The sequence below is a fragment of the Pseudomonas sp. LG1E9 genome (assembly GCF_003290225.1).
Classification (GTDB): Bacteria; Pseudomonadota; Gammaproteobacteria; order Pseudomonadales; family Pseudomonadaceae; genus Aquipseudomonas; species Aquipseudomonas cyclaminis.
Genome location: NZ_CP029983.1, coordinates 4139296 through 4154519, shown reverse-complemented (window position 1 = coordinate 4154519; position 15224 = coordinate 4139296). Strand labels below are relative to the sequence as shown.

General features: G+C 63.6%; 11 protein-coding genes. 7 read left to right on the top strand and 4 right to left on the bottom strand.

Going from position 1 to position 15224, the window contains the following annotated elements; translation table 11 throughout:
• Positions 1 to 197 precede the first annotated feature (197 nt).
• Both DNK50_RS18795 and DNK50_RS18785 read right to left on the bottom strand, forming a co-directional pair.
• Positions 198 to 623 carry a phage infection protein gene (locus DNK50_RS18795; protein ID WP_112195737.1) on the bottom strand — a complete coding sequence of 142 codons (426 nt, stop codon included), beginning with the start codon at positions 621 to 623 and terminating at the stop codon, positions 198 to 200.
• Between the two features lie 146 nt (positions 624 to 769).
• On the bottom strand, positions 770 to 1492 hold the full coding sequence (locus tag DNK50_RS18785; RefSeq protein ID WP_112195735.1) for a pirin family protein: 723 nt from the start codon (positions 1490 to 1492) through the stop codon (positions 770 to 772).
• A gap of 181 nt (positions 1493 to 1673) precedes the next feature.
• Between DNK50_RS18785 and DNK50_RS18780 the strand changes: the two genes are divergently transcribed.
• Together DNK50_RS18780 and DNK50_RS18775 are read left to right on the top strand one after the other, a co-directional pair.
• Positions 1674 to 2624, top strand: coding sequence for a GlxA family transcriptional regulator (locus DNK50_RS18780; RefSeq protein WP_112195733.1), 951 nt, complete (start codon positions 1674 to 1676; stop codon positions 2622 to 2624).
• A gap of 150 nt (positions 2625 to 2774) precedes the next feature.
• A complete protein-coding gene (locus DNK50_RS18775) occupies positions 2775 to 4244 on the top strand; it encodes a winged helix-turn-helix domain-containing protein (RefSeq protein ID WP_112195731.1) in 1470 nt (489 codons plus the stop codon).
• Here DNK50_RS18775 and DNK50_RS18770 read toward each other — a convergent pair.
• A complete protein-coding gene (locus DNK50_RS18770) occupies positions 4191 to 6953 on the bottom strand; it encodes a winged helix-turn-helix domain-containing protein (RefSeq protein WP_112195729.1) in 2763 nt (920 codons plus the stop codon). The genes DNK50_RS18775 and DNK50_RS18770 overlap by 54 nt on opposite strands.
• Before the next feature lie 58 nt (positions 6954 to 7011).
• On the bottom strand, positions 7012 to 7410 hold the full coding sequence (locus DNK50_RS18765) for a helix-turn-helix domain-containing protein (RefSeq protein WP_099586840.1): 399 nt from the start codon (positions 7408 to 7410) through the stop codon (positions 7012 to 7014).
• Between the two features lie 204 nt (positions 7411 to 7614).
• Here DNK50_RS18765 and DNK50_RS18760 point away from each other — a divergent pair, with 204 nt between their 5' ends.
• The 5 genes from DNK50_RS18760 (at position 7615) to DNK50_RS18740 (ending at position 15154) form a co-directional block, all read left to right on the top strand.
• The gene (locus DNK50_RS18760; protein WP_112195727.1) at positions 7615 to 8526 is read left to right on the top strand and encodes a LysR family transcriptional regulator; all 912 of its coding nucleotides are present in this window, start codon (positions 7615 to 7617) and stop codon (positions 8524 to 8526) included.
• A gap of 908 nt (positions 8527 to 9434) precedes the next feature.
• Positions 9435 to 10052 (top strand): transcriptional repressor LexA, encoded by a 618-nt coding sequence (gene lexA / locus DNK50_RS18755; protein WP_112195725.1) that lies wholly within the window; start codon positions 9435 to 9437, stop codon positions 10050 to 10052.
• Positions 10052 to 10666: a translesion DNA synthesis-associated protein ImuA gene (gene imuA, locus DNK50_RS18750; RefSeq protein WP_099583175.1), complete on the top strand. Its 615-nt coding sequence runs from the start codon at positions 10052 to 10054 to the stop codon at positions 10664 to 10666. Before lexA ends, imuA begins: the two co-directional genes overlap by 1 nt.
• A 7-nt stretch (positions 10667 to 10673) precedes the next feature.
• Positions 10674 to 12086, top strand: a complete 1413-nt coding sequence (locus tag DNK50_RS18745; protein ID WP_112195723.1) for a DNA polymerase Y family protein — start codon at positions 10674 to 10676, stop codon at positions 12084 to 12086.
• Positions 12062 to 15154 carry an error-prone DNA polymerase gene (locus tag DNK50_RS18740; protein ID WP_218565068.1) on the top strand — a complete coding sequence of 1031 codons (3093 nt, stop codon included), beginning with the start codon at positions 12062 to 12064 and terminating at the stop codon, positions 15152 to 15154. Before DNK50_RS18745 ends, DNK50_RS18740 begins: the two co-directional genes overlap by 25 nt.
• The last annotated feature ends 70 nt before the right edge of the window (positions 15155 to 15224 follow it).

The window sequence follows — 15224 nt, the reverse complement described above, 5'->3', positions numbered from 1 at the left end:
AGCCGCTGTAAAATGCCGTTTGGTTCTATCCTAATTATTAAAATTATGAATTATATATACGTTATATATCAGCAAATAACATTATTCAGGTCTGCAGCCAGGCGCGTCCAAGCGTTTGCTGGTTGAGTGCACAATTGAACAGACGAAAAAAAACCGGCTGATCAGGCCGGTTTGGGGTGCCCCTCGAACAGAGAGGGTTATACGTGGTTTTCCATCAGGCGATCCGAACCGCCTTCGGCAACACGGTTTTCCATCAGGCGATCCGAACCACCTTCAGCCACACGGTTTTCCATCAGACGATCCGAACCGCCTTCAGCCACACGGTTTTCCATCAGGCGGTCCGAACCACCTTCAGCCACACGGTTTTCCATCAGGCGATCCGAACCACCTTCAGCCACACGGTTTTCCATCAGGCGGTCCGAACCACCTTCAGCCACACGGTTTTCCATCAGACGATCCGAACCGCCTTCGGCAACACGGCGTTCCAACAGACGGTCCGAACCGCCTTCAGCCACACGGTTTTCCATCAAGCGATCCGAACCGCCTTCAGCAACAACAGGGTGGGCAAATGCGTTTGCAGCGAGTACCGAGAAAGCGAGGCTAAGCAAGATTTGGCGTTTCATGAGGGTGTGCTCCGAGTGTTTAAGTTTGGGTGTTGCCTGGTATGGGTTTGATGTTACGCGTTGCATTTTTTTAGAGAACTTCATTGCGCTGATGGTGACTATCGATGCCAGCGATGGTCCGTTTCGAAGGGCCATCGCCAGGCCCGTCAAGGCATCTGCGGCAGTTCCTGGGGGCGCAAGTCGAATACCAGCACTTCGGCATCCTGGCCTTGGCTGACGTGAATATGCTGCTCGTCACGCAGTCGGGCACCGTCGCCTTCCTGCAAGCGCTGGCCGTTGATCTCCACGCTGCCCCGGGCCACGTGGATGTACACGTGGCGATCCGGCGGCAGGTCGAGGGTTGCGGCTTCGGTACCGTTGAACAGACCTGCGTAAACCCTGGCGTCTTGGCGCACGGTCAGCGAACCGTCGCTGCCGTCCGGCGAGATGATCAACTGCAGGCGCCCGCGTTTCTGTGCCTCGCTGAAGTGCTCTTGTTGATAGCGCGGTTCGGCGCCGGCCACGGCGGGCACGATCCAGATTTGCAGGAAGTGCACACCACGGCTTTGGCTGTGGTTGAACTCGCTGTGGGCCACGCCGCTGCCGGCACTCATCAGTTGCACGTCGCCAGGGCGGATCACCGAGCCGGTGCCCAGGGTGTCCTTGTGTTCCAGGGCGCCTTCGAGCACATAAGAGAAAATTTCCATGTCGCGGTGTGGGTGCTGGCCGAAACCTTTGCCTGCGGCGACGCGGTCATCGTTGATCACCAACAGGTCGGAAAAACCCTGCTCGTTGGGGTTCCAGTAGTTGGCGAACGAGAAGGTGTGGAACGACTTCAACCAACCGTGATTGGCGGCGCCGCGTTCGGAAGCTTTGCGTAGGGTCAGCATGGTGATGTCCTCAAGTGGGCGCTGGCTGCGAGATGCAGGGCGCTTGCGTTGAGAAGAAGGTTACTGGTTACTGAAATATTCATTAAGAAGCTGAAATCTGAATAACTGTCTCTCTTAGATTGACAGTCAAAGGCATGCCATAATGCCTCCCGCTTTCTTCCCCTCGATGGATCCTTCTTGTATGAAAACCGTGGCCATGGCGCTGTTCCCGGACTTCCTCCTGCTCGACATGGCCGGGCCGCTCGAAGTGTTTTCCATCGCCAACCGCTACCTGCCGGCGGCGGCGCATTATCAGATCCTTACCATCGGCACCGAACCCGGCCCGTTGCGTGCATCCAATGGCGTGGTGGTGCAGACCGACCTGTTGCTGGAACACGCAAACGGCGCCTATGACCTCTTGCTGGTGCCCGGCGGCCCCGGTGCCTATAACGAATGCCATCCGGCGCTGCTGCCTTGGCTCAAGGCGGCGGCGCCCCGGGCGCGGCGCTTCGGCTCGATCTGCACTGGCGCCTTTGTGCTGGGCCACGCCGGGTTGCTGGACGAGCACCGCGTGACCACCCACTGGCACTACACCGAGCGACTGATTAAAGCGTTCCCCAAGGCCATCGTCGAGACCGACCGCATCTACCTGCAGGACGGGCGGTTGATTACCTCGGGCGGGGTCACGGCCGGTATCGACCTGGCGCTGTCCATCGTTGCCCAGGACCATGGCAAGCAGGTGGCCGTGGAGGTGGCCAAGGTGCTGCTGGTGGTGATGAAACGCCAGGGCGGCCAGGCGCAGTTCAGCCCGATGACGGCCGCCGTGGCGCCTCAGGAAACTGCGATCACCCGCGTGCAGAACCACGTGCTTGCACACTTGGAACAGCCGTTCACCATCGAGTCCATGGCCGCGTTGGCCGGCATGAGTGCGCGCCACTTTGCCCGGCTGTTTGCCAAGGACGTGCAGATGACGCCCATGGCCTTCCTGCAAGGGGCGCGCATCGACCGTGCCCGGCAATTGCTGGAAACCACCGACCTGCCGCTCAAGACTGTGGCGTTTCACGCAGGCTTCGGCAGCGTGCGGCACATGCGCTTTTTATTCAGTGAAAAACTCGGCCTTAACCCTACCCAATACCGACAGCAGTTCAGTTAACGACAGGATGTCCGTCTCGCACACCCGATTGTCCGTATCGCTCCCTGTGCCAGCATTGTCCTGTCATGGGTAGCTGGCAAGAATAGCGTCGAGCCCACGGAAAAGGATGCGCGAACGCCCAAGGCCGGGTGTTTCAGCGCGATTGCAGACATGAACGACCCTCAGGCGATGGACGCGGATAGCACGGTGCGCTTCGGTGCCTATGCCTTTCACCGGCAGCAGCGGCTGGTGAGCAAGGCGGGTTGGCCGGTGCCGTTGGGCGGGCGTGCGCTGGATATCCTCGCGGTGCTGCTGGAGGCGCCTGGGCAGTTTGTCAGCAAGGCCATTCTGATCGAACGGGTCTGGCCGCACAGCGTGGTGGAAGAGAACAACCTGCGGGTACACATCGCCGCGCTGCGCCGTGCCCTCGACGGGCAACGCTTCATCCTCAATGATCCCCAGCGCGGCTATTGCTTTGCCGCGCCCGTGCAGGGTGTGGCTGCGGCGGTGCTGCCCCGGCACAACCTGGCTGCGCGGCTCAGCCCGGTGATGGGGCGGGATGAACTGCTGGGGGTGCTGGTGCGGCGTTTGTCCGGACAGCGCCTGATGACCCTCACCGGGTGCGCCGGCGTGGGCAAAAGTACCTTGGCCCTGGCCCTGGCCGAGCGTGTATTGCCGCGCTACCGCGACGGGGTGTGGTGGGTCGACCTGGCCACCGTCGAGTCGCCGTTGATGATGCTGCGCCACCTGGCCACGGCATTGCACCTGGAACCCAGCGGCAGCGCCACTGAGCTGTGCCGCCAACTGGTTTCCCGGCAATTGCTACTGGTACTCGATGGCGCCGACTTGCTGCTTGGCGCCTGTCGACATCTGCTGCGTGTGCTGCACGAAAACGCGCCCCAGGTCAGCGTGCTGGTCAGCAGTCGTGAAGTTTTGAAGGCCCCCGGCGAATGGGTGCAGCGTGTGCCCCCACTGGGTGTGCTGGCTCCGTCGGCACTGGGCAGTGTCGAGCAGGCAATGGCGTTTCCCGCCGTGCAACTGTTCGTCGCGCGGGCGTGCGCCGGTCAACAGGGCTTTGTATTGCGAGACCCTGACCTGGCTCCGTTGCGGGATATCTGCCGGCGCCTCGACGGTATTCCCCTGGCCCTAGAACTGGCCGCTGCCCAAGTGGATGCCCTCGGTGTGCGCGGTGTGCAGATGCAAGTGTGCCGGGGCTTGCAGGTTCTCACGCGGGGTCGTCGTACGGCGGTGGAGCGCCACCAATCCCTGAGCGCCGCGCTGGATTGGACCTACCAGCGCCTCTGCCTGCCGGAACGCTGGCTGTTTCTGCAAATGAGCCTGTTCAAGATGGCGGTGACCTTGCCCACCTTGAGTGAGCTGGTGGCCGGCACAGAACTGGAGCATGCCGACCTGACTTACTTGCTGACGCGGTTGGTCGACACCTCGCTGCTGAACCTTGAACCCGGCCCCGGATACCCGCGCTATCGCCTGCTCAACAGTGTGCGCAGTTATGCCTTGGCACTCCTGCGCGACCCGCAGCAGGTGGCGCGTTTGCAACAGGGTTATGGGCATTACCTGGGGCCGTTTTCAGGCCGGCCGTTTGTCTTGCAACTCGTCGAGCAGGCGGCGTACGCGGATTAGATCCTGGGTAGCGAAGCCCTCGGTAAACCGCGCATAGACGCCACCCAGCAGGTCGCGGGCGGCCGGCACACGGCCTTGGGTGCGCCACAGCCGCGCCAGGCTGTCCGCGCATCGCAATTCCCAAGCCAGCGCGCCTTGCTGGTGCGCCAGGCCCAGGGCTTCAAGCAGCAAGGTTTCGGCTGCCTGTGCATCGGCCATGTGCTGGGCGCGCACGCGCAGAATCTCCGGAGTGCACCAGCCGGCCGCACCGCTTCTGGCGCGCTCGAACAGAGTGTCATTCACCGCGATGGCATTGAAGGTCACCAGGATGTCCTCGACCAACCCCAGCCCCTGCACTTCGGCAATCTGCATCGTGCCCTCGTAGCACTGCGCCCAGGCGTGGAACAACGGAACCGAGTGTTTTTGCGCCTGCTGCAACAGCAGGTCCAGCTGATCGCGGGCCACAACGGTGTCGCCGTTGTACTGGGCGATCACCACTCCGGCCAGGGCCAGGGTGTAGCAGATCGACGTGCCGTGGTTGATCTGCAACGCCAGCGCCAGTGCCTGGCTTGCGGTGCGCCATGCCTGTTCGGGAAAACCACGCAGCCACAGGATACGCGCGAGGATGGTCAGCGACGCCACGCTCTGGTCGTACTGCACGCCAAAACCATGGGTAAACCGATTGAGATGGCCGCTCTGGGCCATGCGCTGGATCACCTGCTCGGCATTGTGCTGCGCCAGTGCCTGGTGGCCGGCGAAGTGCTGCGCCAGCACTCTCAGGCGCTGGGCGCTGAGGTCCAGCAGCGGTGCGGCGTGCGGCCCCAATTGATCGAAATGCAGGCTTTGCTTCAAGGCCTCGCGGTAATTGCCGCCGCACAGGCTGACCGCCATTTGCCCTGACACCGCACGCAATTGGCCAGTCAGGTTTTTGTCCGCTTCAGCCAGGCGCCGTGCACAGGCAAAGGCTTCGATCGTCTGCGACGTCCCCCCTTGGGCATGATAGGAAAAACTGCCGAAAGCCAGCTGCAACGCCATGTGCAAGCGCTGGCTCGGCGCACTCGATTGCGCCAGCCGCGCCAGGGCTTTGCCCACGTAAAGGCCATGCTCACGCAGCAGCGACAGCTCCTGCCATAACGGCATGGCGCTGACCGTGAGACGAATGCCCAGCAAGTGCACGCCCTGGTCGCCCAGGCCCCAATCGAGGGCGGCACGGATGTCTTCGCGCAGCGGGGCATAGCGGTCGATCCACGACTGGGTCGCGATCAGCTCCCAATCGTCCTGCGCCTGGTCCATCAACGCCAGGCAGCGGTTGGCGTGGCGTTCACGGGTGGCGTCGAGCTCGTTGGCGACACTGAGTTTTTCCAGGGCGTAGGTGCGGGTGATATCCAGCAGACGGTAGACCATCTCTTCATCGCCGGGCTCTACATTGAGCAAGGATTTGGCGACCAGTTGAGTGATCGAACCGAGCACTTCGGCCGGTGCGATCTGCTCCCCGGCAATCACCGCCGCCGCGCTGGCCAGGCTGAAACCGCCCCGGAACACCGCGAGACGGCGCAGGCAGATTTGCTCGCACGCCGTGAGCAGGTCGAAGCTCCAATCCAGGGTCGCGCGCAAGGTTTGATGCCGGGGCAGGGCGCTGCGCCGGCCACGGGTGAGCAGGCGAAAATTGTCCTCCATCTGCACCAGCAACCCCGGCAGGCCGAAGCGCTCGATCTGCGCTGCCACTAATTCAATCGCCAGGGGAATGCCGTCCAGGCGCTGGCAGATATCAATCGCCAGAGGCAGTTCGGCTTCGCTGAGTGCGAAGCTGTCCTGATGGGACATGGCGCGCTCGATCAGCAGTTGCAGGGCCGGATAGCCCAATGCCTGGGCGCGGTTGCCAGTGGCGGGCGGGCAGGCCAGGGGTTGCAGGCGTTGCACCGACTCGCCTTCGGCGCGCAAGGCTTCGCGGCTGGTGGCCAGGATGTGCAGTTTGGGCGCGTGGCGCAGCAGGGTTTCGCTGATCAGCGCGATGTCGTCCAGCAGGTGCTCGCAGTTGTCGATCACCAGCAGCACTTGGTGCTCTTGCAGGCGGCGCGCGAAGGTGGCCAACGGTTCGTGCTCGGTATGGGTCACGTCGAGCAGGGCCGCGAGGTTGGGCAAGATCATCGACGGCGCGCTGAGGGGCGCCAGGTCCAGCAGCCGGATACCGTCGCGGTAATGCCCGATCAACAATTCCGCCACGCGCAACGCCACGGTGGTCTTGCCGATGCCGCCAGCGCCGGTCAGGGTGATAAAGCGTTGCTCGGGCAAATGCTGCACCAACGTGTCGATCAGCGCCTGGCGGCCGAGCATGCGGGTGCGGCGCAGCGGCAGGTTGTGGCAGGGGCGTTGGGGCGCGCCTTCGGTGGGTAGGCTCATTGGCTCGATGCTCAGTGGCGCGACAAAACTGTAGCCACGCTGGGCCACCGTGACGATATAGCGCTGCCCGGCCTGGCCATCGCCCAGCGCCTTGCGCAACGCCGCCATATGCACCCGCAGGTTGCCGTCTTCCACCACGCTTTTGGGCCAGACCCGGGCAATCAGTTCCTGTTTGCTCACCACATTGCCGGCCTGCTCCAACAGAATCAGCAGGATATCCACGGCCCGCCGCCCCAGGCGCAACGGGCGACCGGCCTCCAGCACCAGGCGCTGGCGCGGGTGGATACGGTAGGGCCCGAAGTGCACGGCCTGATCGCGTGGGTCACTCATGGGTGGCCATGCTCTGGAGAAAGTAAGCGGCCAGCATATTCCAGGTGCGTGCAGACCACTAGGCAGCGATCTCTTGAGGCTTGTGACGCAGTTGGTGGTTTCGCCAGGTCATCGGGTTGACGCCTACGCTGCGAGTGAACATGTGGCAGAAATGCGCCTGGTCGCAGAACCCGCATTCCAGGCTGATCTGGGTCAGGCTCAGGGACGATTGCGTGATTAATTCCTTGGCCCGCTGGATGCGTTGCAGGCGTATCCATTCCTGGGGCGACAGCCCGGTGGTGCACTTGAATGCACGGGAAAAATGGCTGCGCGACAACGCGCAGGCCTGGGCCAGGTCGGCAATCGCCAGGCTTTCGCCGAGGTTGGCGAGGATCAATTGCTTGGCGATACGCTCGCGCCGGGGGCATAGGCCGCCGGTGGCGGATAAGCGAGGAGCGCAGTGCTCGGTTCGGGCCATGACGAATATCCGCAGTCGATGGGAGCGTTCCCGGTGAATGGGTGCAGTGTAGATGGCGTCAATCTTGTTGCCGGACCGTCTGGCTGACGAGTTAATCGTTGTTAATTTCGTCAGGTGCAGTCACCGAAAAGACAGCACAGGCATGCAATCAAGCCAGTGTTTTGCGTGCTTAGCTGGCAGTCTGCCAACCGTTTGGATATCGCCATGAACCGCAACGACCTGCGCCGCGTCGACATGAACCTGCTGGTGATTTTCGAGGCGCTGATGTTCGAGAAGAACCTGACCCGGGTCGCCGAAAAACTCTTCATGGGCCAACCGGCGGTGAGTGCGGCGTTGGGCCGGTTGCGCGACCTGTTTGACGACCCATTGCTGCTGCGCAACGGACGAGGCATGGAACCCACGCCACGCGCCCTGGCGATCCTCAAGGAGCTGCAACCGGCTATGGACACCATCTCCGGCGCGGTCAGCCGCGCCAAGGATTTCGACCCTTCCACCAGCTGTGCGGTGTTCCGCATCGGTTTGTCCGACGACGCCGAATTCGGCCTGTTTCCGCCGTTGCTCAGCCAGCTCCGCGAAGAAGCCCCCGGCATCATCGTGGTGGTACGCCGTGCCAATTACCTGCTGATGTCTGCGTTGCTGGCCAGCGGCGAGATTTCCGTGGGAGTGAGCTACACCACCGAACTGCCGGCGAATGCCAAGCGCAAGAAACTGCGGGATATTCCGTGCAAGGTATTGCGTGGGGATGATGGGGTGGCACCGCTGACACTGGATGATTACTGCGAGCGGCCCCATGCGATGGTGTCGTTCTCCGGGGACCTGAGCGGCAACATCGACCTGGACCTGGCCCGCATCGGCCGCGCACGGCGGGTGGTGCTGGCGGTGCCGCAATTCAGCGGGTTGCGCGCGTTGTTGGCGGGGACGCAGATCATTGCGACCGTGCCGGATTATGCGGCGTGTGCGTTGACCGAGGGCACCACGTTACGGGCGGAGGATCCGCCGTTTGCGATTGATGCGGCGGAGTTGTCGATGGTGTGGAGTGGGGTGCATGACAATGATCCGGCGGAGCGGTGGTTGAGGATGAGGATTGCGGAGCATATGGCGGGTGGGGTTGGTTGATTGGCTGATTGGTTGAGTACATATCCGTTGCTGCGGTTACGGCGGCTTATGGTTCCGCCCTTACGGCGGCTCACTTTTGGAAAGACCCAAAAGTAAGCAAAAGGTCTTCGCCCCACCACTCGGTGCCTCGCCTAGGCTCGGCATGCCCGGAATCCGACATTGATTTGGGGGGCCGCCGCCACGCGCCATCCATGGCGCAGGGCGGCTAAACCGGCATCCCTGCCGGTTTACCCCCCAAATCAATATCGAATTCCGGCCAGCGTGGTTGACGGGGCGATTCCCGATCAAAAGCAAGAGCGCGGCGGCCTTAGAGCCGACCGGTGTTGTGTCGGATGTACTGGGTTAAAAATGTGGGAGAGGGCTTGCCCTCGATAGCTGTGGATCAGTCACAGCTGCATCAGCTGACACTCCCCCATCGGGGGCAAGTCGAATCGTCGCACCGCCCCTCCCACATTTCGATCTCCATATATCAGATAGATCTCAGCCTGCTTTGGATCTGCTTTTGATCTGGCTCTTACATCCTTTTCGCTGACGAAGTCAGCGGTCTTTTGATCTGCGCTTTTGATCTTGATCTTAGGCGCCCCGTTAAACACGCTGGCCGAACGCAGGCTTGAATCCGTGGGTAACCCGGCAGGACGCCGGGTTAGCCGCGCTGGGCCAAGGATGGCCCATCGCGGCGGCCCACGGATTCAAGCCGGAGTGAGGGCACACCGAGCCTAGGCGAGGTGCCGAGTGTTGGGGCAAGAGCCCTTTGGTTACTTTGGGGCTCTTTTCCAAAGTGACCCGCCGTAAGGGCGGAACCAATATCAGCCATTACTCAAATAACGGATATGTCCCCAACCCAACCCAACCCAACCCAACCCAGCCCGACTACCGGCTCTTGTAAGAAATTTCCCACAAGAGTACAAATGTACTCCATGACAACCCTGACCCCCCGCCGCACCGCCATCCTGACCTTCATCCGCGACCGCATCGCGCAACAAGGCCAGCCCCCCAGCCTCGCCGAGATCGCCGAGGCGTTCGGCTTCGCCTCCCGCAGCGTCGCGCGTAAACACGTCGTGGCCCTGACCGAAGCCGGCTTCATCGAGGTCAACCCCAACCAGGCGCGCGGTATTCGCCTGCTCAACCAACCCGCGCGCCCAGAATGGCTGGACGTGCCCGTGCTCGGCCGAGTCGCCGCCGGCCTGCCCATCGGCGCCGATGCCGAAGTGCACAGCCGCCTGCAACTCGACCCAGGCACCTTCGCGAAACCCCCCGATTACCTGCTGCGCGTGCAGGGCGATTCGATGATCGAAGACGGTATCCTCGACGGCGACCTGGTCGGCGTACGCCGCAGTGCCGAGGCGTTGAACGGGCAGATCGTGGTGGCGCGCCTGGATGGCGAAGTCACCATCAAGCGTTTCGAACGCAGTGGCGACCGCGTGCGCCTGCTGCCGCGCAACCCCGCGTATCAACCCATCGTGGTGGGCCCTGACCAGGACCTGGCCATCGAAGGGGTGTTCTGCGGCCTGGTGAGGCAAGGCTGATGGGTGCCGTCGTTGCCCTGGATGCGCTGTTCAATGGCGGTCGCGTCTGGAAGGGCCGGCCGGTCGCGCCTGCGGCCAGTGTTCATCCCACCGGGCTGGCTGCGCTGGATGCGGTGCTGCCCAGCGGCGGCTGGCCGGAATCGGCCTTGAGTGAAATCCTTATGGCCAAGGAGGGCATCGGCGAACTGCAACTGGTGCTGCCGACCCTGGCACGCTTGTCAAAGGCGGGGGAGCGGATTGTGCTGGTGGCGCCGCCCTACACGCCGTATCCCCACGCGTGGCAGAACGCCGGCGTGGATGTGCGTCAGCTCTCGGTGATCCAGGCCGAGGAGCGCGATGCGCTGTGGGCCGTGGAGCAGTGCCTGCGCTCCGGCAGTTGCGGCGCGGTGCTGTGCTGGCCGCGCAAGGCCGATGACCGGGCGTTGCGGCGCTTGCAGGTGGCGGCGGAAACCGGCCAGACCCTGGCGTTTGCCTGGCGCGCCTTGAGTGAGGCGATCAACGCATCGCCTGCGGCCCTGCGTCTGGCGGTCGAGGCAAAACCCGCGCAAGTGCGGGTGATCAAGTGCCGTGGCGGCTTGGCCCATCCGGCGCCGATTGCGCTGGCCGGGCATTGAGGTTGCCATGCGCTGGGTGTGTATTGTCTTCCCGCAATTGGCGCTGGACGGGGTGCAGCGTGTGCACCCCGAGCCCGACCAACCCCTCGCACTGCTGGCCGGTACGCCGCAGCGGCGCGTGCTGCAAACCGTCAACGAGGCTGCCCGCGCCTTGGGCCTGCGTCCGGGCCTTTCCCTGACGGCGGCCCATGCCCTGGCCAAGACCTTTGCCAGCGCCGAATACGACCCCGTGGAAATCGAACGCTGGCAGCAGTTCCTGGCAGCCTGGGCCTATCGCTTCAGCTCCCAGGTCAGTGTGCATTACCCGCGTGCGTTGCTGTTCGAGATCGAATCGAGCCTGGGCCTGTTCGGGCCCTGGCCGCAGTTTGAAGCGCGCTTGCGCAAGGAGTTGACCGAACTGGGCTTTCGTCACCGCATCGTCGCCGCGCCCAACCCGGCGGCGGCGCGGGTGCTGGCCAATATCTATGATGGCATGGCCATCGACGATGAGGCGTTGATGCAGGCCCTGGCACCGCTGCCCATCGACCGCGCCGGCCTTGAACCTCAGGCTGCTATCGCCTTGTCACGCATGGGCCTGCGTACCCTGGCCCAAGTGCAAGCCTTGCCCCGGCACACCCTGGCGCGACGGTTTGATGCCGGCCTGCTCAAACACCTGGATGCATTGACGGGGCAACGCCCGCTGGCCCTGGGGTTTTACCAGCCGCCGGACCAGTTCGATGCGCGCATCGAATTGAATTTCGACGTGCAGTCCCACCAGGCGCTGCTGTTCCCGCTGCGACGCTTGACCGGTGATCTATCCGCCTTCCTCTGCGGACGCGACAGTGGTGTGCAGCGTTTCGACCTGCACCTGGAACACGCCCAGATCCCCGACAGCGTGATCAAGGTCGGCCTGCTCAGCGCCGAGCGCGAACCGGCGATGCTGTTCGAACTGGCCCGTGGGCGCCTGGAGCAGGTGCAAGTCAGCGCACCGGTGCGCGGCTTTCGCCTGGTGGCCCAGGACCTGCCGGTGTTTGTGCCGCAGCGCCAGGACCTGTTCGACGACCGCCCGCAACAGACCCTGCCCTGGGAGCAACTGCGCGAACGCCTGCGCGCACGCTTGGGGGATGAGGCCGTGCAAGGCCTGCGTTTTCATGCCGACCACCGCCCGGAGTGCGCCTGGCAAGCCACCGCTGACAGTCGCCCATGCCAGACCTTGAACAAGGCGCAACGCCCCGGCTGGCTGCTCAGCGCACCCACCTTGCTGGCCGAGCAGGGCGTGCAGATCCTGATGGGCCCGGAACGTATCGAGTCCGGCTGGTGGGACGGCGCCGATATCCGCCGCGACTATTACCTGATCCAGACCCGCGCCGGCCAGCGTGGCTGGGCCTATCGCAGCGTGGGGCAGGGCGATGGCTTGTGGCTGCAAGGCTGGTTTGCATGAGCTACGCCGAGCTGCATTGCCTGTCCAACTTCAGTTTTCAGCGCGGCGCGTCCAGTGCACTGGAGTTGTTCGAGCGGGCCAAACGCCAGGGCTACAGCGCGTTGGCGATCACCGATGAATGCACCTTGTCGGGCATCGTGCGGGCCTGGCAGGCGGCGAAGGCGGTGGAGTTACCGCTGATTATCGGCAGCGAAGTGCGCATCGAAAACGGCCCGAAACTGGTGCTGCTGGTGGAAAACCTCAGCGGCTACCAGCAACTATGCCGCTTGATCACCCTGGCGCGACGGCGTGCCGAAAAAGGCCACTATCGCCTGCTGCACGAGGACTTCGATCAACCCCTCAATGGCCTGCTGGCGCTCTGGGTCGCCGACGACAGCGACACCCAGGCCTCGATTCAATGGCTGCGCCGCACCTTCGCCGAGCGCCTGTGGCTGGCGGTGCACCTGCATTGCGGCCAGGACGATGCGCGCTATCTGGAGCAGCGCCTGCGCCTGGCCGCCAGCCTGGATATCCCGGCAGTGGCCTGCGGCGATGTGCATATGCATGCGCGCGGCCGCCGCGCCCTGCAAGACACCATGACCGCCATCCGCCATCACGTCCCGGTGGCCGAAGCCGGTACGCGCCTGCACCCCAATGGCGAGCGGCATCTGCGCAGTCTTGAGGCCCTGAGTGCGCTGTACCCCCAAGCCTTGCTTGATGAAACCCTGGCCATCGCCCGCCGCTGCACCTTCGACCTCGGCCAGTTGCGTTATCACTACCCGCGAGAGCTGGTGCCCGCAGGGCATGACGCCAAATCCTGGCTGCGCGCCGTTACCGAAGAAGGCATCGCCCTGCGCTGGCCTCACGGTATCGACGCCAAGACCTTGCAGCAGATCAACAACGAACTGGAACTGATCAGCGAGCTGGGCTACGAAAGCTACTTCCTCACCGTGCATGACATTGTGCGTTTCGCCCGCAGCCGCTCGATCCTGTGCCAGGGCCGTGGTTCGGCGGCCAACTCGGCGGTGTGTTTTGCCTTGGGTATCACCGAGATCAACCCGAGCCTGACGAATATGTTGTTCGAGCGCTTCCTGTCCCGCGAACGCAACGAGCCGCCGGATATCGACGTGGACTTCGAACACGAACGCCGCGAAGAAGTGTTGCAGTACGTGTTCCAGCGCTATGGCCGCACCCGTGCGGCGCTGACGGCGGTGGTCAGCAGCTACCACGCCGCCGGCGCAGTGCGCGATGTGGCCAAGGCCCTCGGGTTGCCGCCGGACCAGATCAACGCGCTGGCCGACTGCTGCGGGCGCTGGAGTGACGATGCGCCGCCGCTGGAACGCCTGCGTGAAGGCGGCTTCGACCCGGACAGCCCGATCCTGCGCCGGGTGCTCACGCTCACCCGGCAACTGATCGGCTTTCCCCGGCACCTGTCCCAGCACCCTGGCGGTTTCGTGATTTCCGAATACCCGCTGGACACCCTGGTGCCGGTGGAAAACGCGGCCATGGCCGAGCGCACCATCATTCAATGGGACAAGGACGATCTGGATGCCGTGGGCCTGCTCAAGGTGGATATCCTCGCCTTGGGCATGCTCAGTGCGCTCCGCCGCTGCTTCGATCTGCTGCGCCGCCATCGCAACCTCGACCTGGCGCTGGCGACGATCCCCAAGGAAGACCCGGCCACCTACGCGATGATCAGCAAGGCCGACACCATCGGCGTGTTCCAGATCGAGTCGCGGGCGCAGATGTCGATGTTGCCCCGGCTCAAGCCGCAGACTTTTTATGATCTGGTGATCGAGGTCGCTATCGTCCGGCCTGGGCCGATCCAGGGCGGCATGGTGCATCCGTATCTACGACGGCGTAACAAGGAACAGCCCACCACTTATCCATCGCCGGAATTGAAAACGGTGCTGGAGCGCACCTTGGGCATTCCATTGTTCCAGGAGCAAGTGATGCAGATCGCCATGGTCGCCGCCGACTACGGTCCTGGCGAGGCCGACCAGCTGCGCCGTTCCATGGCCGCGTGGAAACGTCACGGCGGCCTGGAGCCGCATCAGGCGCGCTTGCGCACCGGCATGCTGAAAAACGGCTACACCGAAGAGTTTGCCGCGCAGATTTTCGAGCAGATCAAGGGTTTTGGCAGCTATGGCTTTCCCGAGTCCCACGCGGCCAGTTTCGCCTTGCTGACCTACGCCAGTTGCTGGCTCAAATGCCACGAGCCCGCGGCATTTGCCTGTGCGCTGATCAACAGTTGGCCCATGGGGTTCTACAGCCCGGACCAGATCCTGCAGGACGCACGGCGCCATCGCTTGCAGACTCGCCCGGTGGATGTGCAGGCCAGCGACTGGGATTGCAGCCTGGAACCCATCGACGGCCAGCAACCGGCGATCCGCATGGGCTTGCGCATGATCGCGGGGTTTCGTGAGGAGGATGGGCGACGCATCGAGGCTGCGCGCCAACGCCAGCAGTTCAGCGATATTGCCGACCTGGACGAGCGCGCCGGGTTGGATGCCCGCGCCCAGGCCTTGCTGGCCGACGCCGGCGCCTTGCGCGCCTTGGCCGGCAACCGGCACCAGGCGCGCTGGGACGTGGCGGGGGTGCACAAACAGTTGGGGCTGTTCGCCGGGCTGCCCAGCCCCGACGAAGCTGTGGTCGCGTTGCCCGCGCCGACGGTCGGCGAAGACGTGCAGGCCGATTACGCCACCGTCGGTACCACCCTCGGCCCACATCCGCTGGCGTTGTTGCGCGAGGAATTGCGCCAGCGGCGTTGTCGCAGTTCCCGCGAGCTGATGGCGGTGGAGCATGGGCGCAATGTGAGTGTCGCGGGGTTGGTCACGGGGCGGCAGCGCCCAGGTACCGCCAGCGGTGTGACCTTTGTGACCCTGGAGGACGAGTTCGGCAACCTCAATGTGGTGGTCTGGCGCGACCTGGCCGAACGTCAGCGCCAGGCGCTGGTGGGGTCACGGCTGCTCAAGGTGGACGGGCGCTGGGAAGCGGTCGGCGAAGTGCGGCACCTGATTGCCGGGCGCCTCACCGACCTCACGCCATTGCTGGACGGCATGCAGGTGCGCAGCCGGGATTTTCACTGAGGTGCTCCCAAATTTATACCAGATGAAACCATCTGCGCCGTGTAAGCTCCAAAAATGGCGACTGTCCTCT